This window comes from Moraxella tetraodonis, assembly GCF_022359095.1.
Lineage (GTDB): Bacteria > Pseudomonadota > Gammaproteobacteria > Pseudomonadales > Moraxellaceae > Faucicola > Faucicola tetraodonis.
Genome location: NZ_JACSYB010000002.1, coordinates 49,811 through 75,244 on the forward strand (window position 1 = coordinate 49,811; position 25,434 = coordinate 75,244).

Here is a 25,434-nt window from a genome sequence, read left to right on the forward strand (position 1 = left end):
CCTTAAATTTTATAATAGGCTAACTTGATTATCACTGGTTTGTTTGATAATAGCTTCAATAGCTTGGCAATGCTGATTAAGCTTATCAGTCAAAGCTTGTTTTTGTGATTTATCCAACTCAAGTTGATTGTCGATAGCAATAATTTTATCTTTTTCTGCCTCGATTCGGCTTTTGAGGCTGGCATAAATATCATTAAGGGCTGATTCTGCTAAGTCGCTAATGTACTTTGGCAATAAGGTATCAAGATGAGACATTAAGCCATTGGTCGCTTCGGAGAGAGCTTGTTCGGCTTTACTCTGCTTAATACTGTTACCAATAAAACCGCCCAAAATCGCCCCAGGTATCATGATAAATGGCATAGTCGTCATAGCGACCCCCATTGTCACTCCCGCTAAACCGCCTGCAACACCGCCCCATAACATAAAACTACTATCATCGGTTTGATCGCCATCATAAGCAACCAATACCCCACTATTTAAAGACTTATGCTCCAATACAACTGCTGATTGCATAGCTTGGGCGGCTTCCCGAATTTCAGGAAAAACAATCTGTTCCACGGATAATTCAATAGCATTTTGCATATCCGCTTGCATGGCTTGTTGGCAGTTCTCTGCACTTTTCATCATCATAGATAAATATTGGCTTTGGCGTGCCATCAGGGCTTGCTTGACAGTATTACTCACTGTAATACACAGCCTACCTTTCGCTGACCCAATTAAATTACGTCTTTGGTTATCATAGCTACGTTCAAGTTCTTCGGTGGCAATTTCAATGGCTTTTCTTTGGGCAAGTAGCTGCTCATGCGAATGGTCGTTGTTGATTTGATGTTGTAAATCCTGTTTGGCAAGGTTTAACAGTTCTTCAATAGATTGGCTAAATCTCTCTGCAAAAATTTCACTTTTTTGCTCTTCGATGAAGTTCAGAATATCGGCAAAACCTTTAATATCGCCTGTATGAGCGGAACAACCTCGCACCAAACCATAATTTGCATCAATTTGAGCTTGTGTAGCAATCGTAGCTCGCACGGCAGGGCGGTCTTGGATATTAATCAAGTCTTCTTGACACACTAGCAATGAGACAGGTTTGCCAAACATATATTGGCGATTAACAAATTGTTTTTCTTCTTCACCTAAGTGGTTACGAGAAGCACAAAGAATAAAACTACTGTTTACTGAGCCTGAATATTGCATGAGAGCTTGTTCGTGTGAGCCGACATTGGATTCTAGGCCTGGGGTGTCGACTAACACCAAGTCTGGGTGCAATGCCAAAGCAGGTAAATGTAAATGTAACTCTAAATGTTGCAAGCGATTGGGAATGGGGAGTTTACCTTGATTAATCAGCGGATAGTTAGCAATTAAGGTTGTTTCTTTGGCAAGTATTCCTTCGTCATCCAAATAAGCCAAGACTAATTTTTCATCGCTAACTTGCGAAGCATAGTGAAACTCTGTCGGAACAGAAGTACAAGCTCCTAAATCGGTGTTTTGAATACTGGTTTCTAGCCAAGTATTGAGTAAGGTAGATTTACCCACGCTATATTTACCAATAATCGGCACAACCAGTTTAAAAGCGGTAATTTCCTGTTTCAATAATTCCACTTGTTTAGTTAGCGATTTGGATAATATTCCTTCATTAATTAAATCGGTGATTTTATCAATCGCAGTAAGCCAATTTTGCTTTTGTCGTTCCATGGCTTGTAAGCGATAAGGGCGGATTTCTGCTGCTTTTATACACCACAGCAAGGTAAGCACGTTGTCCCAAATACCATTTTTTAAGCTAACTTGTTGGTTAAAAATCGCAGGTAGGGTAGTGGGCTGCTGCTGATAGACTTGAGTAATCCAAGTGGTATCAGCTTCATCAGCGATGGTTTTTCGGTCAATTAGCTTTAATTTATCAAATAAGTTATTTGATAACTTTTTATTGTTAAATATGTTTTCAAAATAACCTTGTGCTTCAGGTGTGTTTAAATGCACCCGATACAACATTTCATCAAGCGTGAGTAAGTCTTTTTGTGTCCATTTGCCTTCGGTTAAGTGGATAAATTCATTGATAACGGTTGCCAAGCGTAGGCTCTCATCTAACTGCATGAGTGTTTGCCCATGGTATTTACGAGCGTTGGTATGATTGAGCCATTCTTGTAAAGCAAGATTACGTTCAAGATTTTGAATGCGCTGTTCATTTTCAATTAGGCGATTGCGTAATTTGACGTACATTTGAGCCATTGATTGATACAATTGGCTCAAATTTTGAGCGTGTTGGGTGTGGATTTGATTCAAACTAGCTTCAAAATTACCAATGCGTTTTTGCAATAAAGTAATAAACTCTAGCGACATGGACTGGTCATGTTGCAAACCTTGTAGCATTCGCATGGCGGCGATTTGGGCGGTCATCAGCTTATCAATTTGCCCCGCTTGCACGCTGGTTGATGAGCTAAATAAATTATTACCCAAACGTTGTAACAGATTAGTAGCGATAGGTAATTGTTCGGCAGTATTATTGGCTTGTGGGTCTAGAAGCACCATTGAATCCAGTACTGCTGACTCAATAAGACGTTGGTTATTATGATTTTCAATCATAAAGCGCCCAATAGCTTGGTCAATGTCAATGGTATCGGTGACTTTTGCCAGTACAGCGAGGTTTTTCACCACATTTTGTTCAATTTGCGTGGGCGTAACGTTATGTTCGGTTTCGATAACTGTGATAAAGTCATGGTGTTCGATAGTACGATTAAATAAGGTAATGTCGTGCTGTGTCTGTTCGTTATTCTTCTGTTGATTGCCTTGAGAGTTTAGCATTTGTTGGCGTTGTCCTGTTGCCATGGCATAATTGAGTTGCCATTGTTCGGCTTTATACTGGCTAGTGGCATTAATCGTCCGCATCCACCCATGAAATACGTCATTTAGGCCATGTTCAAAGCGCTTTGCATCCTCTTTATCAATAGCTAACCATTGAATCACTACAGGCACTAATAACCCTAAAGGACCTGCCGTCGCTACCGCCCCATAGGTTAGCAAGCTCATTACCCCTCTATCTAAGCCTGCGAATTTGATACGTTGGAGCATTTCAAAATGTGAGATTTGACCTGCTTGATGGAGTCGATACAGAGATTGGATGTCCCAAGCATAAGTAACTAAAAACGTGGCAAGTCCTGCATTTAAACCTGTAGCAAAAGTTAAACCTCCTGCAACAGTGACTTTTTTACCCGTCTGAGCGATTTTTTCAGCAGACTTTTTCTCTTTTAGATTAGCAATTAACGCATTGCCTGCTTCTACAAGTGATACTTGGTTATTGGCAAGTTTCCCCATGACATTGAGCAACGCAGGGGCAAGTTCAACCGCTGTCACCATTCCCATTGCCATCGCTGACCCTTCAGCAACGGCTGATATATCATCAACTAGCGTGTAGTGATGGGCATACTCTGGCATTGTACCGTTTTGCATTGCCAGTGTGCCTTGTTGGGCTTCATGGTAGGTCAGCGGTGTCGAACTCACGCCATCTGCACCCACGACTCTATCAGTAAAATCTATGCTAGAAAGAGCATTATAATAATCCATGTTCCCCTGACTTTGGGCAAGGGCTAAGGCATGATGATGGTGTTGCAATACTTGCTCTAACTGGTCACTTGGTACAACAATATGTTGCCCTGCATATTTAGCAACAAGACCATCTGCCCCATGTATGATTTCTGCCCCTGCCTGATAGCTTTGGTCAGCGGTGGCGTAATATTTTGGGTTATAAAATTCACCTGTAGAAGTTTGGATATCGACTGAACCAAATGCTCGGCTGTCAAGCTGTATAGCACGTTCAGCGTGACTCTGGTCAATTTGATTAACATTAAAACTTGCAGTATGATGAGTTTCAGCAAAATAACCCGCCCCACCTTGGTGATTATTCACAATTTGGGTGTGATGACTATCAAAGCTATCATAAGCCGCTTCACCTGCTAAGGACTCTCGATGATAATCGCCCAACTTATCGGAAATAATAAAAACTGCTGAAATCTCACTGATCGAACGTTTTATCATCAAATAATACCCATATAAACAAGTGTTTGTCATATTACTAAAAAAAATATAGCTGTGCAGTATATAGCTACTAATATTTTTGATTTTTATTAAAAATGGGACTTATTGAAATGCTAGCAAAGAAAAAATAAATTGATTGTCTAAATATTTACCAAGCAAAATTTTGTTATAGGGGTCAGCATAGAATTCGGATTATATTGTAGTGGTCAAGTTTAATTAGACAGCCTTTAAGAGACTTTGATTAAAAAACTGTATTTCTTTCTCGACTGGTGTTAAGTAATCATTGAAGCTGTGTGGTCTAACTTGACTGTAATAGCCGATGATATAACTGGCGACATCGACTCTTGCTTGAGCCAAATCATCGTAACCAGTTTTCGGTACTTCGCTATTGCTTGTCTTGCGAAGCAGTGCTTCGCTTATCCCTCGTCATTTAAAATGTCTCGCTCTAGTTTGAGCTGGGCTACTTCTTTTTTTAGTCGCTGAATTTCTCGTTGTTCTTCTGTTAGGGCGTTACCCTTCGCTATGGGGTTGCCCCGTTTTTCTCTGCGATAGCGTGTTAGCCAGTTCTCTAACGTGAATTCAGCTATTTCATATTGAGTGGCTACGTCACTAGGTTTTTGCCCTTGTTCTTCTATGAGTTTTATCATTTCTAGTTTAAATGCAGGCGTGTATGTTTTGCGAACTTTTGTCATGAGATTATTCCTCCGATTGGGGTATTATAATCTCTTATTACCTGTCTAGCTTTATTATGCCACTACAGATGGTGTCTATGGCTATCGCAAACCCAGATCTCAGGCAAGTACACCATCTGTTATTGCCGCAAACACATTAGCCCGACAGTTTAATCCAATTGAGCCGAATCAATCATGGGTCACAGATATTACTTATATCCGTACACATGAAGGATGGCTATATTTAGCAGTGGTAATTGACCTGTTTTCGCGCCTTGTAGTTGGCTGGTCTATGAAATCCAGAATTACAACAGATTTAGTTTTAGACGCATTATTGATGGCTTTGCTTAGAAGAAATCCTAAGAATAAAGTACTGGTCCATTCTGACCAAGGTAGTCAATACACTAGTCATGAATGGCAAACATTTCTTAAGCATCATAATCTTGAAAGCAGTATGAGCAGACGGGGCAACTGCCATGATAATGCGGTTGCTGAAAGCTTCTTTCAGTTGCTAAAGCGTGAGATAATCAAAAAGAAAATATATCTTTCAAGAGATGAAGCTAAATCAGATATTTTTGAGTATATTGAGATGTTTTATAATTCTAAACGCAGACATGGTTCCATTGGTCAACCTTCTCCGTTAGAGTATGAGAAGACCCATCAACAGATGGCTAAATGTGTCTAGATTTTTGGTGGCTATTCAAATAATTGTAGTGAACGAGCAATCGAGACCTCGCTCGTAGTGGATGCGGAAAATATCTACTATCGTTCACTAAAACCGTTAGGCTATGCTGCCTGACTCAGGCAAATCTGTCTCCGATAAACTCGGGACGGTTCAGAGTTACCTTTACCGTTTTTATAAGAGTAACGAGTATCCGCTTTATAAGACATATATTCCCCCAACGATTTTCCAATTAACATCGATTATAGATTACCATGAAAAGAACAAATTTTCATTGAATTTAATCTTCACCATACCAAGTAGCATCATCAATCCAAGCCCAACTGCACTCAGCTAAATCCGCTACAGCCATTTGCAATTCTCCACCAACACCGTAACAATCACCACGTACAAATTCCACCTCCCAATTTTTAGGAGCTTGAGCGAAAAACTGCTTATAATTTTGCTTGCTGGAATCTGCCATTTCTTCTTCAATCATCACATGGACAGATTGGGTATTGGTAAGTTGAAATGGTAAAGTTTTATCACCAATATCAGGATTGATAAGCAACGCTCGTAATCCATATCGATGTGCAATCTCATTGGCTATCACCGCTCCAATGCCAACTCCGAAAACCACAATTTTTTCAAACATCTGCTGTAAATGTCCCATATCGTGACTTTTAAAGTAAGTTTGGATGAGATTGGTTAAATCTTGCTGATAATCAAATTTTCTTACCGATTTTTGCTCAAGTGGAATCGCTTCAAAATACGGTGAATTAGACTCATCTTCGCCCATAACAAACAATGCAAATGCTTTCGGGTTGGCACTGATTCCTATCATGAATTATCCTTTGACAAGTTAAAATTATGAAACGTTTTCCAAGCGGTAAGGATTTCTTCAATACAATCAGAAGATAGATTAATGACCTCATCTTTGCCAAGATATTTGGCAAATACATTTAACAAGACTTCAGTCACTTTCGATGTATTCACCTCATTTTGACTAGATAGTTCTTTGGCAATTTCAATCGATTCATTGGCATATTCATCATATAAATCCAAGCCATAGGCATAAGGCATCTTTGGAAATAAGTCATAACGATATAACGCGTCGTTACACGCCACCATAAAATTGGCTAACGCTTCACCATATTGCGTGAGCAGTTTTAGCCACCATTGCTGACGGTCTTTTAGCACAATTGGAGAAATTGGCTGGTCTTTGCCAGTCGTGATTTTTTGGGCAATATTTACGCTTCTCGATTTTGTCAAATCTTCATTCAAGAGTGGAATGGTTTCACCAGCATCCAAATCTTTAAATACCACTCGGAAATAGTAGGTCAATGCCATTGGTAGTCCGACATAAATATCGCACTGGGTTACAAAATCGCCCATATACTGCATGATAAATTGGTCAATTTTTACGGCTTGTTTTGGCAAAACATCTAAATAGACAATGTCAGAGTTGATAGGGTCATCAGAAGACAGGTATTTTAAAGTTTCATCGCTATTATTGACAAAATATAAGCCAATCAAGGGTGAGTTATTAGCATCGACTTCTGATAGAGCAGTGAGATAAAATAGGGGAGTTTTTTTATTCGGTGGGGTGGGGTATACAGCATTCAGTCCAAAAGCTTGATTATTAAAGTTATCGATTCTATTCATAAATCTCCTTGTTTACTCATTGACTGGCTACATCGCAATTATAAGAAAGTCTCTTGACAGGTTATGTCGTTACAAATATAAAGGCTTACAATCGTTATGACCTCATAAATATTGTTCTAACTCATCGTAAAAACACAAAACAATCGCATTTGGGTTATTAGTAATACCTGGCATTTTTATTCCTTGGTATGCTTGACATTATAATAAACTTGGTAGACTTCACTGATTTCTTTTAGAAAATCATGTTCAATATGTAAGCCTCTTGGACTATCAAAAAACTTATTCGCAACTTCGGTTACCAATACACAAATTTTTTGTTTATCTAAAAAAGTCAAACTTTGTGACAGCTTTAATGCCAATGCAACCGCTTCATTCATATATTCATCATACAGCTCCATGTCATAAGCAAATGGCATTTCGGTAAAAATATCGTAGCGATATAAGGCATCATTACAAGCGATTATCAAGTTGGCTAAAGAAGGCTCATACTTGTCTAAAAGCTGTGCCCAGCACTGCTCACGCATCACAAGAGACTCTAATAAAATTGGTTTTGCAGGGTTGTTGAAAGGTATTGGTGGTAAGGTATTCATTTTGCTTTTTTGTGTACCTGAGTTAATAGATTAATGATATAGGATAGATTCGACAGGTTATGTCGCTTAAGCAATTTAGTAAAAAATTGCTACTTCCTAACTTTTTTGTCATAACCTGTCGAGTTTTGTTGCTAATCTCTTACTAACTATTTATGATGAGTGGAAGTTTAGACGTGAATGATGAGCAATACCGCAGAGAACAACAATACCAACAAAACATGGTGCGTTATCACGCTGAATTAAACGCTTGGCACCAATTATCCGATGAGCAAAAAGCCCGACATAGCAATGAAGCAGAGGACAATAGCCGTCGCTTTTGGAGTTTTGTCTTTACTGCCTTTATCAGTTATTTGTTATACAAATCAATGCGACCAAGCATAGCTGGCGATGCATTTTGGTTAAGTTGGGGTGGTATCTCAGTGGTTATATTACTGATTTCACTATGGCTTGCCAACTATCTGGGCAAACTCATTCGAGCGGTTGTGTATGCAGGGATTGGTGCGGGGGTTAGCTATGGACTCATGTACCTGTTTATGAATGATGCCAGTGACGGCTTAAAAAATGGTATTGCCATCGGTCTAGGTATTATCTTGTTTTTATTAGGGGTATTTACTGACATCTTTAAGGCATCAGGTGCACCCAGAGAACCTATTAAACCTCAAGGTTGGTTAGATTAATAAAGACAGTATAAGTGAGAGAAAGAAAATGGCAGATGATCACGATAAGGTCGCTTTTCGCTTAGCTACCATCCTGCAAAAGTTAAATCAAGGCGAAATCTTAGTCGAAAAAGAATTGGCTGAAGAGTTTAATGTCAGCATTCGTACCATTCAGCGAGACTTGCGAGAACGTTTTGTATTTTTACCGCTAGAGCAAAGCAAATCGGGTTATCAACTAGACCCTACCTTTTTGGGCAAGTTTGAAATTGAAGACATCAATCGCTTTGCTCGATTTGCCAGTATACAAGACCTATTTGGTAAGATTGACCAAGATTTTTTCCAAAAATACTTAACTGATAGTATCACTATTAAAACTTTCGCTGCAGAACCGATTGCAACAAAGCTAAAAGAATTTGATGGGATTCATCAAGCGATTCAACAGCATTGCCTATTAAGTTTTACCTATCAAAAGGTCAATCGCCAAGATGGCAAAGGGGCAATTTTTATCGTTGAACCTTATAAATTGGTCAATAAAAATGGCATTTGGTATTTAATAGCCATACATGACGATAGAATTAAAGTCTTTAGTGTTGCACGCATTCGCAAAGTCCAAGTCGAACAAAGCCAATTTAAACCCGATATACAGATTAGTAAACGCATTAATTCGACCGATAGTATCTATTTTGAGGATACGCTTGATGAGGTGATGCTAAAAATCCATGCCAATGTATCCGTTTACTTTAAACGTCGTTCATTACTACCGAATCAAGAAATCATTAAAGAGCTATTAGATGGCACACTCATTGTCATGTGTCGTAATGTACATGAACAAGAAATACTGCCATTAGTACGTTATTGGTTGCCCAACATTGAGATTGTTGCGCCAGATAACTTAAAACAGCAATTAACTCAACAATTAGAACAGTATTTATCCAATCCTATTTGTAATGACCCAATCACGATTCAATAACATAGGAAGTTAACTCATGTCGGTTCGTTACCTAACCAAATCTCGTTTTAAATTGGCAATGGAATGCCCTACCAAACTGTATTACACAGGCAAGCCTGAATTTAACAATCAAAAAAATGATGATAGTTTTTTGGCGGCATTGGCAGAAGGCGGTATGCAAATTGGTGAATTGGCAAAATGTTATTTTCCTAATGGTAAAGATATAAAAACACTAAACACGCAAAAAGCCTTAGTGGAAACAGCTAAGTGGCTCCAACAAGATAATATCGTTATTTATGAGGCAGCGATTGCTTACCAAAACCTATTGATCAGAGTAGACATCCTTCAGAAAAAAGGCAATGATATCAAATTGTTTGAGGTCAAGGCCAAATCGTTTGACCCTGTTGATGGTAGTTTTCTTGGGGCAAAAGGTGGCATTAAGACCGAGTGGAAACCTTATTTAGAAGACATAGCTTTTCAAAAATATGTTGTTCAGCGAGCGATGCCACAAGCCAATGTGACCGCTTTTTTAATGCTGGCTGATAAAACGGTAGCTGCCGCTACTGATGGGCTGAATCAAAAACTTCGTATCACTCGAGAAGGCAATCGCATTGTTGTGACGCCCGTGAATATCATTCAAGCTGATTTACTGCCAGCTCTATTGTGTCAAATTCCTGTTGATGAAGAGTGTGACCTGATTTATCAAACAACTTATACGGATAATAATTTGAGTTTTAGTGAATTGGTCAATCACTATGCCACTCATTATCAAGATGACCGAGAATTAACCCAATCAATTGGGAAACATTGCAAAACCTGTGAGTTTGACGGCGATATCTTTGCAAAAAGTGGTCGTAAACGCTGTTGGCAACGCCAATTGGGTTGGGATGAGTCAGATTTTTCAGACGATACAGTTTTGGAGATTTGGAACTTTAGACAGGCAGATAATTTAATTAAGACAGGTAAAATTAAACTTTCTCATTTGACTCGCTCAGATATTGAGCCTGAAGATGCAAGTGATAGCCTGACCACAAGACAACGCCAATGGCTACAGATTGAAAAATACCAAAACAAAGACTATAGCGTATGGCTTGATACAGATAAGCTGAATGCAGAAATCGCCTGCTGGGCGTATCCCTTGCATTTTATTGACTTTGAGACATCAATGGTGGCAATACCCTTTAACAAAGGTCGCAAGCCCTATGAAGCGATTGCTTTCCAGTTTTCTCACCACAAAGTTTATGAAGATGGGCGTATCGAACATGCGGGGCAATTCTTACACACTGAGCCCAATGTTTTCCCCAATTATGCGTTTGTGCGTCAGTTAAAAAACCAGTTAGCACAGGATAACGGCACAGTATTTTGCTATTCACACCACGAAAACAGCTTTCTAAATCATATTTATCGGCAACTGCAAGCGGATGAGAGCGTGGCTGATAGAGATGAATTAATGGCATTTATCCAAACTATTACCCATGCCTCTGATAAAGTCGCCAAAGCCGATAGATGGACGGGCAATCGAAATATGGTCGATATGCTTGAATTAGTAAAACGCTACTATTATGACCCTTATACGCATGGCTCCAATTCAATCAAAGCGGTACTGCCAGGTATTTTAAAACAGTCGAAAGCCTTACAAGCGAAATACTCACAACCGATTTATGGTAGCCATGAGAGTTTGTCGAGTTTGAATTTTACCGATTGGACGTGGCTTGTCGAGCAGGGCGGTGAATGGCAAAATCCTTATAAGCAATTGCCAAAGTTATTCGATGATATCGATGAGGCGGATAAAGCGTATTTGACCCATTTGACTGAGATTGAGGATGGTGGGGCAGCTTTAACGGCTTATGCTCGCTTGCAGTTTGCGGATGTGAGCGATTATGAGCGGTCTAAAATTGAACAGGGATTATTAAAGTATTGTGAGCTTGATACGCTGGCAATGGTGATGTTGTATGAAGGTTGGCTAGACCTGTTGAAAAATTAGTCGAATAAACAAAATTAACTGAGGATAATAAAATGGCATATTTTAAAGTAAGTGGTAGTATCTATGAAACCTTTGGTTTTCCATTGGATAAAAAAATTTATGATTATTTTGCAAAAAATAACATCAAACTTTCTGATTATTTGAGTGATTTGTATAAAAAAGAGGACGCTCCCAATGTACCTGAAGAATATGATTTTCTTCAATTTGATGAAAACGGTCGTGGGTCGCTATATAGCATATGGGATGCTTTTCTGGGTTCATTTGATGGTCGAACCACTATCGAGTTGTACAATGAAGAAGAAGAGGTAATTTGGGAATCCACATTAGACCTAAGCTCTATGTTGTGGGATGATATGCAATGCGAGGAAGACAAAGAATTTGTTGATAATATTCGAAGCTCTATGTCTGAAGATAAATGCTTGCTAACAGGTGAAATTACCCAAGATTATAGTGAAAGATTAATTTACCTAGATGATGAAGATATTGAGGATTTTGACCTGGAAAACTTATCACTTGGTTATTTTATTACTGAAAATAGAGTGCTTCTTTCAAGCATTACATATAACGATACAAAATATGATAACTGGACAGACGGAGACTCTGGTTACAGCATGGATAAAGAATACTATAGCTGGGCTTGTCCAAAAGAATTAGGTATAGATGAAAAAACTGCTCTCAACGATATTATAGCTTGGGCAACTTATCATGAGATTAATAGCAAAGTCATCCCTAAGCAACCTAATGCCTTAAAAAAACTACAAAAAGTTGAATTTCATGGACGAGATTTAGAATTAATGCCTACGGCTTTGCCTTATAATTTTAATGTTCTAGCAAACTTAAACAAAATTGAGATTGGCGGTGGTTTATTATTCAAAATCCCTGAAAATATTTCAGATTTTAGTAATCTTGAAATGATTGATATTCAAGAGAATTCTGTTACTCACATACCAAGTTCAATCGGTAAAACAAATCAACTAAAAGAACTTATCATTGATTCAGAAAATAAAATTGTCTTTGCAGATGATAGTACTTTCCCTAATAGTTTAGTCACTCTCGCTATTACAAGCGAGAAAGTGATAAATTTCCCTCAAGTATTTGATAATTTAAAACAATTGAACAGGTTAGATATCAGAGCTAGAAATATAGATGAGTTGCCAGAAACAATAGGTCAAGCATCAAATATTACTGACTTGACTATCATGTGCGATGAAATAGAAGTTTTACCTGAGTCGCTATCTAATCTTTCTAAATTAAAACGACTGGAAATATATTGCAATAATTTGGCTAAACTCCCTGATGGTTTTGATAGATTTTCAGACCTAACAGAAGTTGAGATAAACAGTGATGTATTAGACTATGATACTTTGCCAGAAAATATCCAAAAAATAATGTAAGTATTGTTTCTATTCAAAGTTTCAAGGTGAAAAGTCCCAATTGAAGTATTGGGATTTTTTTAAAAAATTTAAATTTATGAGTAATTATACTTAATAGGGGACGCAGCACCTTTTTTACGATAACTATCAGGAATCCGCTTACCAAGGTATTTTTGCTGAGTGTCAACAGGTGCATCAGCACCTTTAAATCCATAACGATTTTCAACATCCTTATCATACTCTGGAAAATTATCTTTTATAGCCGGTTTCCATTCTTGAGCAATAAATACACCACGAATAACACCTTTGCTCACTGCCAAAATATAGTCAGCTTGCTGGGCTTTATTAACATTAATACGCCATGCAAAACGCACCGCATCATACACGCTTTTTTCTTCAGCAAATGAAGCGTTAATATTGATAAGAATAACCTTATCGTTGCCAAAGTCGGCTTCTTCAACTTTGTATTTATCAATTAAATCTTTGACGTGCATTGTACCGATTTCACTATTACCATGCCCTGCAACCTTATTAGCTAAACTTGGATAGGCATCCATTAACGCATCTTCTACGTGAAAGGCGGTGGCTTCGTCCATACCATGACGATGAATAATGACAATTGGTTCTAAACCCGCCTTCAAAATACGATTAATTGTCTCAAATTTTAAATCATCTGATGTTTCAGGGACTTCATCCTCAGATTTTTTAGCTTCTTCGGCAAGCAATGTCTCTTTGACAAGTTTTGAGTGGTTGAAAACTCGGTTACCTTTACCTTTACCCACATAAAAAGTTTCGCCGTTGCGTGGGTCAAGCAAGCGGTACACGTAAAAACCAATTTTTTCGATGACTTCCTGTGGGAATGCCGTTATTTCGTTTAGATTTAGCATTGTTTTTTCTCCATATAACGTGGATTTATTTAACAGGGGTAAAATAATTTTGCTCAGTACCGAGGATAAAATCATCATTGAATTTTACCAAGGTCAAATTTGGCAGCTCATGCAACCAGATTGGTAAATCAGCTTTATCTATCGGCGAATAAATCGTCAATTTTTCTAATTTCTTTAGATTCGACAAAGTTTCTGGAAAATTATAAGTCATATTACTGCTTATTGACAGGTCTGTGAGGTTTGCTAAGCTACCAATACTATCAGGAATATGGGTTAAAACCTCCGAGCCAAAACTCAGTTTTTCTACATTTACCATATTATCTATAGTCTCTGGTATGGCTGTCATTTCATTAACACTTAACTCTAAATCAGTCACTTTTGATAAATTAGAGAACAACTTATCAATATTTTCTAGCCTTACCACAGCCATACTAAACTGTTTTAACGAGCGAAAATCTGCCAGGCTATCGGGTAATCGGGTCAGTTTCTTTGATGCAATATCTAACTGTTCAAGACTGTAAAGCTTGCCAAAATCTTCTGGCAGTTCTGCTAAGTTGGGACACCATAGTGTTAAATTCTGTAGGTTAAATAAGCGATAGAATCTATCGGGTAGTTGCTGAAGTTTGTTCGAGTACACCTTCAATGATTCTAGACCTGCCATATTAACAAAACTTGCAGGGAGTTCAGATAATTCAAACGTCTGCAACTCTAGATGACCCAACTGCACTAGTTCACCAAACTGTTTAGGAAGTTTCGTCAAATGGTCGCTAACCACTTTTAAATCAAACAATCTCGATAGCGTAATGATAGCCTCAGGCATAGACTCAAACTCACCTCTGATCTCAATGGCTTCAATTGCCGAATCGCCTAAAATACGTTGGTCAATACCATATTTACCCACCCAATCTACTAGCTCTAAATACATGGTTTCATCTAGCTCAGTATAACTGTGCAAGTTGTTGGGAATTAGCGTGGGTAAATTTTGATAATCAATATTATTACCAATATTAGATATTGGCATGCTTTCACCAGTAAAATCTGCTGAGAAATCATTAAAATTCGACATGGTCAAATCCTATAAGGCTATTATTGTTTTATTTTTACAATTTTAACGAAGAGCATGGACAGGGTGTGACAATCACTAAAAATAGCATGATAGATAGAACTACAATCAATGGTAGACTCATATTGAAAATTACTCAAAATAGGAAAGCCTACTATGACTAAAGAAGAAAAGCTGATACGTAAAGCCTTGTTAGGTGTTTTATATGAGATTTTGCTAGTCGCTCGAGACCCTAATTCCGAGTTTACTAGCTTAAGCCATGTGTTGGCTGACCATGCTCATAATATTCCCCTATGGCTAAAGCAAGACCAGTTAAATTCTTCTGAAATTCAACATTATTATGAATCAGAGCGAGTTTACTGCATTGAAAAATTAATAGAGATTGGCTTTGCAGATGAATTAAAAAGATTTGAACCACATTGGGAGGTGGTGAAATCTTACCTTTATTCCGAACTTTGACCAATTTTAACGTTGGAATCTGAACTGCTTAAAGTTAACTGCTAGCTAGTAAGATTTGAATAGCCACCAAAATTCTAGACACATTTAGCCATCTGTTGATGGGTCTTCTCATACTCTAACGGAGAAGGTTGACCAATGGAACCATGTCTGCGTTTAGAATTATAAAACATCTCAATATACTCAAAAATATCTGATTTAGCTTCATCTCTTGAAAGATATATTTTCTTTTTGATTATCTCACGCTTTAGCAACTGAAAGAAGCTTTCAGCAACCGCATTATCATGGCAGTTGCCCCGTCTGCTCATACTGCTTTCAAGATTATGATGCTTAAGAAATGTTTGCCATTCATGACTAGTGTATTGACTACCTTGGTCAGAATGGACCAGTACTTTATTCTTAGGATTTCTTCTAAGCAAAGCCATCAATAATGCATCTAGTACAAGGTCTGTGGTAATCCTTGACTTCAAGGACCAGCCAACTACAAGGCGCGAAAACAGGTCAATTACCACTGCTAAATATAGCCATCCTTCATGTGTACGGATATAAGTAATATCTGTGACCCATGATTGATTTGGCTCAATTGGATTAAATTGTCGGGCTAATGTGTTTGCGGCAATAACAGATGGTGTACTTGCCTGAGATCCGGGTTTGCGATAGCCACGCTGTGATTTAAGACCATTTGTTTTCATCAGTCGATGTACACGATTGATACCACAACCTTCACCGATATCTTTTAAATCATAGTGAATCTTGCGATAGCCATAGACACCACCCGATTCTAGCCAAAACTGTTTGATTAATCCTGATAGCTTTTGATTTTCTCTAGCGGTTTTGCTAATGGGCTTTTTTAACCAAGCATAATACCCACTGTGATGAACATCTAAAGTAGAACATAGGCGACGAATAGACCATAAGTTCTGGTTGTCCCGAATAAAGGCGTACTTCATTTGGACTGACTTGCGAAGTACACCGCGGCCCACTCGAGCATAGCTCTCGCCTTGCGTCGGGGCGAAGCAGTGCTTCGCTTATCCCTCCTCATTTAAAATGTCCCTTTCTTCAGTAACCCGTTGCAGCTCTTTCTTTAGCCTAGCAAGTTCGGCAGTTGAATCCTTGTCTTTGGTTGCTTTGGATTGCCCTTGATCGTATCTTTTAATCCAAGCATAAAGGCTATGGGTAGTCATACCTAAACGTGTAGCTACTTTTGCTACGCTATAGCCTTTCTCTGTGACTTGTTTAACTGCTTCAATTTTGAATTCTTCAGGGTATCGTTTACCGCTCATAATCACCTCATAAATTAGTCATTTTATCTAACTTTAAGGTGTCTACAAAATCGGTGGCTATTCAATATTTTGACAAGATCAATGTTGATGAAATTGCCGTCTACGATGAAGTAAATGCTAAAAAGTTTTTTTCCAACCAATTAGGTAAAATCAGCAATAATAGGGAAAATTCTGCTATTTGCTAATAGCTCACCGATATATTCTCTTTATTTTATACAAAAATCGACTATAATTAAATATTTTCTGTCGTAGCTAACTATACCTAACTACCAGAAAAACATGATTTATCAAAAAACTGAGTGGTTATGTACGTTTATATTTCAGAAATTTGCCAACAAGAGACCAAACTTTACCAAATTGAACAAAAAATCGAGGAGTTGGCAAACTGGGTAAAAGCAGGCAGTCGTCAAGATTTTTTTAAGCTCTTTGAAATATTTCAGCACCCATATTATGTGCGAAAAGGCGTTGGCTATCGTTATCGGTTGTTAGCCAAAATGCTCGATGTACCTTTTGAAGGCAAAAACTACCAAATTGTGGTGTTTTTTCGCATATTTTTACGCGGCGATGATGATTATAAGACGTTATTTCATCAAGCCGATGAACATGGTGATTTTTTTTACAACCAACAAAACTTAGATAACAAAATTGCAGACTATGTAGCATGCCTTGCTAATCCCACTCATAAACTAACCGCTCAATTAACGTCAGAACGTATCAATCAGAGTGATAGCTTAGCCTATCTTATTCAAGCCAAAACCAACTTATTACAACTTAGCCAACGCCAGCACAGTCGTGAATACTACCAAGAAGGCTTAAGTTGGTATAGCGGTACTCGTCCTTTTTTGACACAGGCTCAATTGCACCAGACCTATCAGCATGTTCAACATGGATTAGACAGTATTGAACCACAAATTTTTGAAATAGATGACAATTCTCTACAGTTTCAGTTATCCCCATTACGACTAAGCAGAACCAATGATAACACTGCTGATGTATTTACAAGGTATTTACCGACAGATACGGTATGGGATAATAAAAACTGGTTATCTCAACAACAAAACACCTTACCGCTATATCTTAATGCATTTGGGCAAACCGTCTATGATATGATTTTTGGGCAAAATGACAGTTTTCCGTTATTGGTCAATGCACCTGCCTTACATGGTAAAACCAGTCTATTGGCTATTTTAACGGCTCATTATCTATTGCAATCGCCTAGTGTAAATCAAGGCTTGTTACCAGTTTTATTGATCTGTCAGCCCTATGAGAAACTGGCTTTAAGAACAGCGATTGCCAATTATCTGTTGTACCAAGTCAACAACAATGTCAATATTCAACTTCATAGCGATTCGCTTGCCCAAACTATTGACGCATGCTGTATGGACCTATACGAGCTTGCTGAAGGCTTGTTACCAGACTTTCAAACCCGATTTGATAAGGGTTTATTGATTGACCGCTATCGATTTGGCAAGTTATGGGACAAAGCCCCTTTTATTAAAAACCAAAAACTTAGCCATATTTCTACCGATTTAGCGTGGTTTGTTATTCAACACCTGATCAAAGGTGAACAGGGTATCTTTGGTGAAGGCAAAGCCTTTAAAGATGGCTTAACTAACTATTCGGCGTTAACCATAGAACTCTATCAGTTGATTTATGATGAGATTTGGCTGGGTTGGTATGAGTCACTACAAGAACAAGGTTATTGGGATTTGCATGACCTGTTAGCCTTGGTCAATCGTCAAGGTGACTTTTCACAACGCTATGCCAGCATTTTGATAGACAATACCGAACAATACTCGAATTTAGCGGTTCAAGTTATCTTACGCTGTAATGAGTGGTGGGAGCGCCCTGAGGTGTTTTGCCAAGCACCGCTCATCTTTATCGGTAACACCCACGCCACTATTCCCCATCAGATTTATCATTGGCAAAACGAATTAAACACCTTGCTATACCGTTTATACCGTAGCCAAAGCGATGATGATTTGCTACAAACCCAACGCATTGATTATGACATCGCTGATTTTGTCACCACCAGCAACTATGCGGTGCAAAGCCAACGTAGCAAAACCAATCTGATAGCGTTTGCTAACTGCTTAAACCATGACACGCTATTACTAGATACCCAACTGTTATTTGTTGATATTAATGATACTGCTCTCACCCAAGCATTGTTGCTTAATCACAAAATTGCTTTGGTGGCAAACAGCCATGACCGTGATGCAAAAAAAGCCTTAAAAAAACCCAAAACCTTAGGGAACTGGTTTCAGTATGCCGATGTATCGCAGATAGAACGAGAGTGTTATAACCTAGCTTATCTACCAAGCAAACAATACAGTTTAGCTTTAGTGGGTTTTACCCATTCAGATTTTGCCTATTTTAAACAAGATAGCAAAGAATTTGCCTTTTTAGCCTTTGAAAAACGTTATCAGCTTAACAGTATTTTAAATTCGCTTAGAATTGGCATGCAACAGGGCTTAAAACAGGTGTTTATTATTGCTAGTGCGGACGAATTACCTCTTTGGCAAGCCCTATTTTGTCCAATTTTGGGTGCTAACGCTATCCAAACCGCCACCCTAAATGATATCAATCCGCATTATCAACAGCAAACTGAGCAGTTCATTCAGCAAAAACAGCAAGCTCTTGAAGGTGGGAATATTGAAGCTATTTTTGATATCGCAATTCAACATTATCAACGTTTTGAGTACGCCCAGTATTTTGAGGTGTTGCTTCATATCTGTGGGTTAACGCAAGATTATCAAGATTATTTCGATAACTTGATGAATGATGAACAAAAACAGCTAACTTTTGAGTATCTATGGCAACACCAGAAAGCTCAGGTTATTTTGGATTATCAACAACATTTTACCAAGTCCGTTCGCTATAACATCATGAGCTTGCAAATGATGTATAACCAGCCCTTGGATGCACCTTTTGAGCAAGCCTTTATCAATGTTACCAATTACTATGTCAAACAGTGTCAAAAAGACATTGATGCAAGTTATTGGCACATTGTCTTTGCAAACATATTGCAAAAATTAGACGACAATACCTTAATCGTTAACTGGTCAGCTATTACCAAGCAACTAGACAAACTAAAAAAAGCAGGTGTCGATATCCCGCAGACTGTCATTGCCACTAGCTATTATCGACAAGGGGATAGCAAAACGGCGATTGAACTGTGGCAACACATAGAAGCTAGTGATGCTACGGTGCAACTGCCAAATGTCTATTATGAATACTGTCTAGAACAGACCACAGACTGGCAACAACAGTTATTGATTGTCATAAAATTAAAAAAATTGGGTGTTTTTATGAATATTTTAACCAACCATGGCTTAAACGAACTACAAGCCAGTTATTGGGATAAAATCCTTCCCTTTCTAGCCGAAGAAGACGAATTAGAAAATGCTTTATTGATTTTATTGCCTCAAATTCACGATGTAGATATTTTAGAAAAAATCTATCAATACTGCCAATTTGATACCTCAGAAAACTTTGTGATTCGTTTGCAACGATTAAAAACTCTCCAAGCTTGTTTGCAAGGGGATTGGGATACGGTCATTGAACGACTTGAACATTATGTGCCTGCCCAAAACCCTGATGATATCATGAACAAGCTATCACAAGTATTTACCACAAAAAAAGTCATGCGTGGTCCAAATCATTTACAAAAAACTGTATTACGAGATAAGTTGCCAAACCCGACCAATGAAATAGTCGATATTTTATATGCCTTAAACCTCAACCCAGCCTTTTGTACACCTATGTCAGTGGTAGATTTCGAAGCCTATCAACAACAAGCCCCGATTCAAAAAATCTTTGAGCTCATTCGCCAAAACTTATCGATACCCTCAAATGATGATTTTAATGATGTTTTATGGAGTATTGATTTTCCTGCAGTACGCAGTCTCGCCCACTTACTTGAAAAAAGTGATAGCCCTAAAGATGCGTTAGCGTTTTATGCCAATATTACAAGTTTTAGCAAAAACAAAAAACTCATTACGTTCGCCATGGAGCGGTTATACATTTTGCTTAATCGTGCCAAACAGCTGATTGCCGACGGTCTAGATCTAAGCTTTTACACCACTACTGATAATAAAGAAAAAGCCACTGATGATTTAATGTCAGTAATCAATAAGCTTGAGAAGCATTACGATAAACTATTAAAAAATATTCAGATTGATGACGATGCGGTCATTTTACCAATTCTCAAAACCCCAGAGGAGTTGGTTAAATCGATTTTATCTTTGACCGATAAAGAGCATCGAGAAATGCAACGTTTAGAGCAAGAACAACGCCAAGCACTTAAAGAGCAAGAAGCCGAAGCCAAACGTATTGCAGAAGAAGAACAACAGCAGGCAGAGCAACGTGCCAGAATTGAACATGCCTTGCGGTTAAAGGAAATCGAAGATGAACAGCGACTGCAAGCGGAAAAACTCGAGCAACAGCGGTTAGAAAATGAACGTCTTGAAAAAGAGCGGTTAGAGCAAGAGCGTTTGCAACAGGCGGAGGAACTACAGACTGTTAAAGAGCAAAACATGGCGATTGAGACTGACTTATCGTCTGTATCTCATCAGGATTTCATCGAGTTTGATTCATCCAATAAATCTATGAATCATTTAGTTGAAGTGCTCCAACAAGGCAATAGTTGCGACAATTATTTGGCTACAGCAAAAAATCAGGTAAACAATGAAATCGAGAATCAAACCATAGCACAAGATATCAAACAATCTATCACATATCCAGATATTACCAAGCCAGTTGCTAAAAATCCAGATTTATCTTACTACAATACTCTAGCCAAACCCAATGTTATAAAAGCCACGAGCGAATTACAGTTTTTTAATTGGCGAGTATTTGTCAGTCGTATGCTACAACGGGTAAATGTTGAAGATATCAACACAGGGGAGCGTTGTTCGATTACATTAGATCATGGTATTTTTAGTAGTGATTGGCAATATTCTCAACACGGTGAAGATTTCATCTTTGTTAACTTACCACTAACAGTTGTAGTTGAACTTGAAACAATAAGATTACATCATATCGAGCATGGAATAGAATTAAAAGTTATTTTTTAGAATAATTAAATAATACAAGGCTTGATTTATTTTATTCTCATGAAGATACCTTAGAAACAGATATTTAGAGCCTGTTATCACAAGTTTTGATTAAAATCTCTCAAACACAGTAAAATAGCCAATTCGGCAGCAATATCATATACATATATAAAATATTTATTTTACTTGATATTTTTTTGTGAGTATAGCTTTTTATATACTAGAATTGAGTGTAGATAATTGTTATAAATATTAAACACCGATTTACTATTAATTATTCTATTTGAATATATTTGAATATAAGGAAAATTATGGCTGCGACACTATTTTGGAAATTATCAGATAAGGAATTTATTCAAGATAATTTAGATAAAGACTTAAAACGTATCATAAAATCTAACACCTACAATATTTCAAATTTATTTGATGGTTCACCAACAGTAGAATCCTTTTTAAATCTATTTTTCCCTAAAATTGAAACAACTTGTTTTGTTGCAAATCTTTCATTACAAGATAAATCTGACAGAGAAATTAAATTAGCAATTAGGATTCCAAATCACGGTTATTTTAGTGACTATATGGACGAGCAATCGTCATTTGCGGTTATTGGTCATTGGCAAACAGGGACACGCAGTCCTTGGTTTTTTCCTGAAAAAATTATCGTTACGCATAATTATAATGAACCAACCACCTATGAACATGAATTGATATGTGAGTTTGAAGAACTGGCACGTAATGAATATCCTAATAAGACTAAAGTAAATGTTTTAACAGAACAATTGGCTAGTAGTTTGCCAATGTACGCTGTGGAGGCCTCCACACGTTTAGCTGATTGGCAGTCTTTTTTAAATTTTAAACGGAACTTAATTCGTGAGAAGACGGTGGGGTTACGCTATATAAGTTTTAGTTATAATCCAAATAATTTTCAGCTAGATTTAATAGTTGTGACTGAAAATAAAGACTATCTAGACAGAGCAATTAGAGCATTTGCTCGCCAAAATTTACAGTTATTTGATACTAATATTTCAACTAATGATTGGCAATTTATTCTGCCCACAGATGATAGAAATCAGAAGCGAACACCAAAAGCAGATTTAGAGTTGGGTCAATTACCTAGAAACAAGAATAAATTTCTTCAAATTATCGCAAAGGATAATGAAAACTATAGCAGAATAAAAAAATTAGCCGAAGAATTTGAAGTGCCTTTTAAAAATCCAGTTTTTGCTAAGTTGAGTGTAGATATCAATGAAGAATGGAAAAATAAGTTAGATAAAATTGATTTAACAGCAACGGATATTGATACTCAATTTGACAACAAAGAAATTTTAGATAATTTTACAGATAAAATACCTGCTTTTGGCTTTCTCTCCTTTTCAATGGTAGGTGACTGGGCGTTAATCAATCGTCAGGAAAGAACCATCAAAAACCTTCGGCAAAATGAAAATTGTTACTCTCCCTATCTTTCGAGCTATTTGTTTGATATTACTCAAGCAAAGACACCTGCAAGCTTAGAAGAAGTAGAAAGTTGGCATAATCCTAACCTTAACGAAGCTCAAAAAAGTGCTGTAAGAAAAATGCTATCAGCACCAGATTTATGTCTAATCCAAGGTCCGCCTGGCACAGGTAAAACAACCGTTATTGCTGAAGCCATTCTCCAGTTTGCTCAACGTCAAAAAACCATTTTGCTTGCTAGTCAAGCTCATGATGCCATCGATAATGCTCTTTCAAGAATTGTCAATCATCCAGAATTAAGAGCTATTCGATTGGCTAAAGAAAGCAAGGGGCGTTCAAAAATTACTGAAAATGGTCAGCAGTTTTCCGGCGACCAAGCTCTAGCAAGATACTACGATGCGTTAGGACAATACATTCAAACAGCATATCTTGAGCCACTTAAAAACCAAGAAGAACAAAAAAATGCCTTGCAAACTTGGATTGAAGAAGCAAAATTCCTTGCACTTGATATGCAAAAAATTGCTACTGATAGACAGTCTATCGCTCAACAAGGTCAATTATTAAAACAAGAACTTGCTAAAGCAAAAAATACTTATGAAGAATTGAGTAAGATATATGATGCACAACAAGAATCTAATCAGAAGCTAGAACAGTTATGTGGCTTCTTAAAACGCACCTCACCTGCTCCCATTAATATTGAGTTACCTATTGAACTAAACGAAATAGCCCAAGCTTTATTCAACATACAGAAAGCTAAAATTAAACTTCCTTTTACAAGTGAGGACTTTAAAAATAATTCTGCTTCTCAAATGTTAATATTTAATGCCTTATTTGATGAGTGGCATAAACTTGAAACCAGTATTCCTACTATTAAAAAAGATATTGAACGTTTAAATAATGCAGGAGAAGGTGGGCTAGTTAATGTAGAAACTAAAGTAAAAATCCAATCATTAACTGATGAAATTCAAGTGCTTACAGATAGAATGGAGGTAGAAGAATCTAATGAATTGATAAATGAGTGGCGTGCAAAGCGAAGAGAATTAAACTTATTAAAAAGTGCCTCAGATGGTCTCACTGCTGAATGTTATCAGATGTTTGAAGATGCGGATAGATTATCAGTGATTACTAATAGTTCACAGATTGCCCAAGGGCTACAAAAAAGAGTTGAGTTTTTCGAAAAAATACAACAAAACATCTCCACCAAAATAGAGCAAATAATTATAAATTGGCAGAATACAATTTCGATAAATCAAATTTCTTTACCTAGTCGAGATAATATTGATAGTCTTGAACAAGAACTATCAAGTCTACGAGATGATTATAAAGCCTTACGAGAAAAAGAGAGAGTCAAACAACAAGCTCTACAAGACCATTTAGCAAAACAAAATTTCACACAGGATTTCGATAAAAGTTTACAGGCTGCTGAAGAGCAAGTTGAACGGTTAGCATTTCAAAATGAGCATACGAAGCTCGCTAATAAGCAATGGCTACCATTATTCAAAAAATGGATTGAATTATTGAATCAATCTGGGCAGGATAAACAAGATTGGGAACAGCTAAAAGAAGTCTATACCGAAAATTGTAATTTGGTAGCAATATCCTGTAATGAGGATGAAAGAACGCTGACCAATGCAGGTCTCAATGGCTTTGATGTGGTAATTATTGATGAAGTTTCAAAAGCAACACCGCTAGAGCTATTATTACCTTTAATGCGAGGTAGAAAGGCAATTTTGGTTGGCGACCATCGACAATTACCGCCTTTATTCCAAGAAAGCCAAGATTCCTCATTAACACTGGAGGATATTGTTGAGGAAGAAACGGAAGAAGGACGTAGTGATACATTATTAACCGAAGCAAATTTCAGAAGATATGAAAAAATGGTGACTGCCTCGCTATTTAAAGAACTTTTTGAAAAAGCCCCTGATATTTTACGAGAACGTTTAACTGTTCAGTTTCGTATGCACCCCGATATTATGCGGATGATTAATTATTTTTATGAAGGACAATTGCAGTGCGGTAACCCAGATGCAGACCGTACCCACCATGTTATCTTAAAAAATAGACTTAACACGCTTGTAGATGAAAACCAGCATTTATTATGGATTGATACCTCTTATGATGAAAAAGGAGCTACTTGTATTGATATGGAAGGCAGTACAAATCCAGCAGAAGCTCGTATGATTGCTCAAACCCTCGTAAATCTAAACGAGCAAATGAAAAATAAAGGCTTTAATGCAAGAAACAAACATAAAGTAGGTGTTGTTTCTTTTTACCAGTCACAATGTCGTACAATTCGTGATGAAATAAAAAAGCTTACCAAAGAAGGTATTAAATTTGAGGCAATTGATGTTGAAATTAATACTGTTATCCGTTATCAAGGTAAAGAAAAATCTATCATTCTAATCAGTTTAGTGCGTAATGATGGTGGTTCAAAGGATAAAAGACGGTCATCAAATGCTAATGTTGCTAGGTTCGAGTTTATCAATGTGGCGATGTCAAGAGCTCAAAATTTATTAATGGTCTTTGGAGCTCGCAATATGCTAGAAATGCGAGATATTAAGCTACCCAGAATGGATAGTGCAGGTCAGGATAAGAAGAAAGTCTATAAAGATATGTTTAATAAGCTTGATATAGATGCTCGCATTTGTACTGCCAGAGAATTTG

General features: G+C 37.4%; 14 protein-coding genes and 2 pseudogenes. 8 read left to right on the forward strand and 8 right to left on the reverse strand.

Annotated features, from left to right (window positions below; all coding sequences use genetic code 11):
- Window positions 1-9: 9 nt before the first annotated feature.
- Both H9W84_RS11015 and H9W84_RS11020 read right to left on the reverse strand, forming a co-directional pair.
- The gene (locus H9W84_RS11015) at window positions 10-4,023 is read right to left on the reverse strand and encodes a dynamin family protein (RefSeq protein WP_239743846.1); all 4,014 of its coding nucleotides are present in this window, start codon (window positions 4,021-4,023) and stop codon (window positions 10-12) included.
- Window positions 4,024-4,439: 416 nt separating this feature from the next.
- A complete protein-coding gene (locus H9W84_RS11020) occupies window positions 4,440-4,715 on the reverse strand; it encodes a transposase (RefSeq protein WP_239743847.1) in 276 nt (91 codons plus the stop codon).
- Between the two features lie 79 nt (window positions 4,716-4,794).
- Here H9W84_RS11020 and H9W84_RS11025 point away from each other — a divergent pair.
- Window positions 4,795-5,379 (forward strand): annotated as a pseudogene (locus H9W84_RS11025) (IS3 family transposase); the annotation flags it as partial.
- A gap of 277 nt (window positions 5,380-5,656) precedes the next feature.
- Here H9W84_RS11025 and H9W84_RS11030 read toward each other — a convergent pair.
- From H9W84_RS11030 to H9W84_RS11040, 3 genes are all read right to left on the reverse strand, one after another.
- Entirely contained in the window at window positions 5,657-6,199 is a 543-nt protein-coding gene (locus tag H9W84_RS11030) for a YqiA/YcfP family alpha/beta fold hydrolase (protein ID WP_065253236.1), read from the reverse strand.
- Window positions 6,196-7,020: a hypothetical protein gene (locus H9W84_RS11035; protein WP_239743849.1), complete on the reverse strand. Its 825-nt coding sequence runs from the start codon at window positions 7,018-7,020 to the stop codon at window positions 6,196-6,198. The genes H9W84_RS11030 and H9W84_RS11035 overlap by 4 nt, the downstream gene beginning before the upstream one ends.
- 176 nt (window positions 7,021-7,196) lie before the next feature.
- Window positions 7,197-7,610: a hypothetical protein gene (locus H9W84_RS11040; protein WP_239743851.1), complete on the reverse strand. Its 414-nt coding sequence runs from the start codon at window positions 7,608-7,610 to the stop codon at window positions 7,197-7,199.
- A gap of 152 nt (window positions 7,611-7,762) precedes the next feature.
- On the opposite strand from H9W84_RS11040, the gene H9W84_RS11045 reads away from it, so the two are divergent.
- Genes H9W84_RS11045 through H9W84_RS11060 form a run of 4 tightly spaced genes read left to right on the forward strand, consistent with a single transcriptional unit; the run spans window position 7,763 to window position 12,593 of the window.
- Entirely contained in the window at window positions 7,763-8,287 is a 525-nt protein-coding gene (locus H9W84_RS11045) for a hypothetical protein (protein WP_156652162.1), read from the forward strand.
- A 28-nt stretch (window positions 8,288-8,315) separates the two neighbouring features.
- The gene (locus H9W84_RS11050; RefSeq protein ID WP_065253232.1) at window positions 8,316-9,236 is read left to right on the forward strand and encodes a helix-turn-helix transcriptional regulator; all 921 of its coding nucleotides are present in this window, start codon (window positions 8,316-8,318) and stop codon (window positions 9,234-9,236) included.
- Window positions 9,237-9,252: 16 nt separating this feature from the next.
- Window positions 9,253-11,199 carry a DUF2779 domain-containing protein gene (locus H9W84_RS11055; protein ID WP_065253231.1) on the forward strand — a complete coding sequence of 649 codons (1,947 nt, stop codon included), beginning with the start codon at window positions 9,253-9,255 and terminating at the stop codon, window positions 11,197-11,199.
- Window positions 11,200-11,231: 32 nt separating this feature from the next.
- Window positions 11,232-12,593 carry a leucine-rich repeat domain-containing protein gene (locus tag H9W84_RS11060; protein WP_239743853.1) on the forward strand — a complete coding sequence of 454 codons (1,362 nt, stop codon included), beginning with the start codon at window positions 11,232-11,234 and terminating at the stop codon, window positions 12,591-12,593.
- Window positions 12,594-12,667: 74 nt separating this feature from the next.
- Here H9W84_RS11060 and H9W84_RS11065 read toward each other — a convergent pair whose 3' ends face one another.
- Window positions 12,668-13,537 carry an LEM-3-like GIY-YIG domain-containing protein gene (locus tag H9W84_RS11065; RefSeq protein WP_239743855.1) on the reverse strand — a complete coding sequence of 290 codons (870 nt, stop codon included), beginning with the start codon at window positions 13,535-13,537 and terminating at the stop codon, window positions 12,668-12,670.
- Window positions 13,485-14,525 carry a leucine-rich repeat domain-containing protein gene (locus H9W84_RS11070; RefSeq protein ID WP_065253228.1) on the reverse strand — a complete coding sequence of 347 codons (1,041 nt, stop codon included), beginning with the start codon at window positions 14,523-14,525 and terminating at the stop codon, window positions 13,485-13,487. Before H9W84_RS11070 ends, H9W84_RS11065 begins: the two co-directional genes overlap by 53 nt.
- A gap of 153 nt (window positions 14,526-14,678) precedes the next feature.
- On the opposite strand from H9W84_RS11070, the gene H9W84_RS11075 reads away from it, so the two are divergent.
- A complete protein-coding gene (locus H9W84_RS11075; protein WP_065253227.1) occupies window positions 14,679-14,981 on the forward strand; it encodes a hypothetical protein in 303 nt (100 codons plus the stop codon).
- Window positions 14,982-15,055: 74 nt separating this feature from the next.
- On the opposite strand, the pseudogene H9W84_RS11080 reads toward H9W84_RS11075, so the two are convergent.
- Window positions 15,056-16,261 (reverse strand): annotated as a pseudogene (locus tag H9W84_RS11080) (IS3 family transposase).
- Window positions 16,262-16,566: 305 nt separating this feature from the next.
- Here H9W84_RS11080 and H9W84_RS11085 point away from each other — a divergent pair.
- A complete protein-coding gene (locus H9W84_RS11085) occupies window positions 16,567-21,339 on the forward strand; it encodes an MAP7 domain-containing protein (protein ID WP_239743857.1) in 4,773 nt (1,590 codons plus the stop codon).
- 290 nt (window positions 21,340-21,629) lie between these two features.
- Window positions 21,630-25,434 (forward strand): DEAD/DEAH box helicase (locus H9W84_RS11090; protein WP_239743859.1); only part of this gene is annotated, 3,805 nt, incomplete at its 3' end.

What these genes read in the sequence shown, in the direction of transcription:
- H9W84_RS11015 (WP_239743846.1), bottom strand. Translation starts at nt 4,023, where the DNA reads ATGATAAAACGTTCGATCAGTGAGATTTCAGCAGTTTTTATTATTTCC.
- H9W84_RS11020 (WP_239743847.1), bottom strand. Translation starts at nt 4,715, where the DNA reads ATGACAAAAGTTCGCAAAACATACACGCCTGCATTTAAACTAGAAATG.
- H9W84_RS11030 (WP_065253236.1), bottom strand. Translation starts at nt 6,199, where the DNA reads ATGATAGGAATCAGTGCCAACCCGAAAGCATTTGCATTGTTTGTTATG.
- H9W84_RS11035 (WP_239743849.1), bottom strand. Translation starts at nt 7,020, where the DNA reads ATGAATAGAATCGATAACTTTAATAATCAAGCTTTTGGACTGAATGCT.
- H9W84_RS11040 (WP_239743851.1), bottom strand. Translation starts at nt 7,610, where the DNA reads ATGAATACCTTACCACCAATACCTTTCAACAACCCTGCAAAACCAATT.
- H9W84_RS11045 (WP_156652162.1), top strand. Translation starts at nt 7,763, where the DNA reads ATGATGAGTGGAAGTTTAGACGTGAATGATGAGCAATACCGCAGAGAA.
- H9W84_RS11050 (WP_065253232.1), top strand. Translation starts at nt 8,316, where the DNA reads ATGGCAGATGATCACGATAAGGTCGCTTTTCGCTTAGCTACCATCCTG.
- H9W84_RS11055 (WP_065253231.1), top strand. Translation starts at nt 9,253, where the DNA reads ATGTCGGTTCGTTACCTAACCAAATCTCGTTTTAAATTGGCAATGGAA.
- H9W84_RS11060 (WP_239743853.1), top strand. Translation starts at nt 11,232, where the DNA reads ATGGCATATTTTAAAGTAAGTGGTAGTATCTATGAAACCTTTGGTTTT.
- H9W84_RS11065 (WP_239743855.1), bottom strand. Translation starts at nt 13,537, where the DNA reads ATGATGATTTTATCCTCGGTACTGAGCAAAATTATTTTACCCCTGTTA.
- H9W84_RS11070 (WP_065253228.1), bottom strand. Translation starts at nt 14,525, where the DNA reads ATGTCGAATTTTAATGATTTCTCAGCAGATTTTACTGGTGAAAGCATG.
- H9W84_RS11075 (WP_065253227.1), top strand. Translation starts at nt 14,679, where the DNA reads ATGACTAAAGAAGAAAAGCTGATACGTAAAGCCTTGTTAGGTGTTTTA.
- H9W84_RS11085 (WP_239743857.1), top strand. Translation starts at nt 16,567, where the DNA reads ATGTACGTTTATATTTCAGAAATTTGCCAACAAGAGACCAAACTTTAC.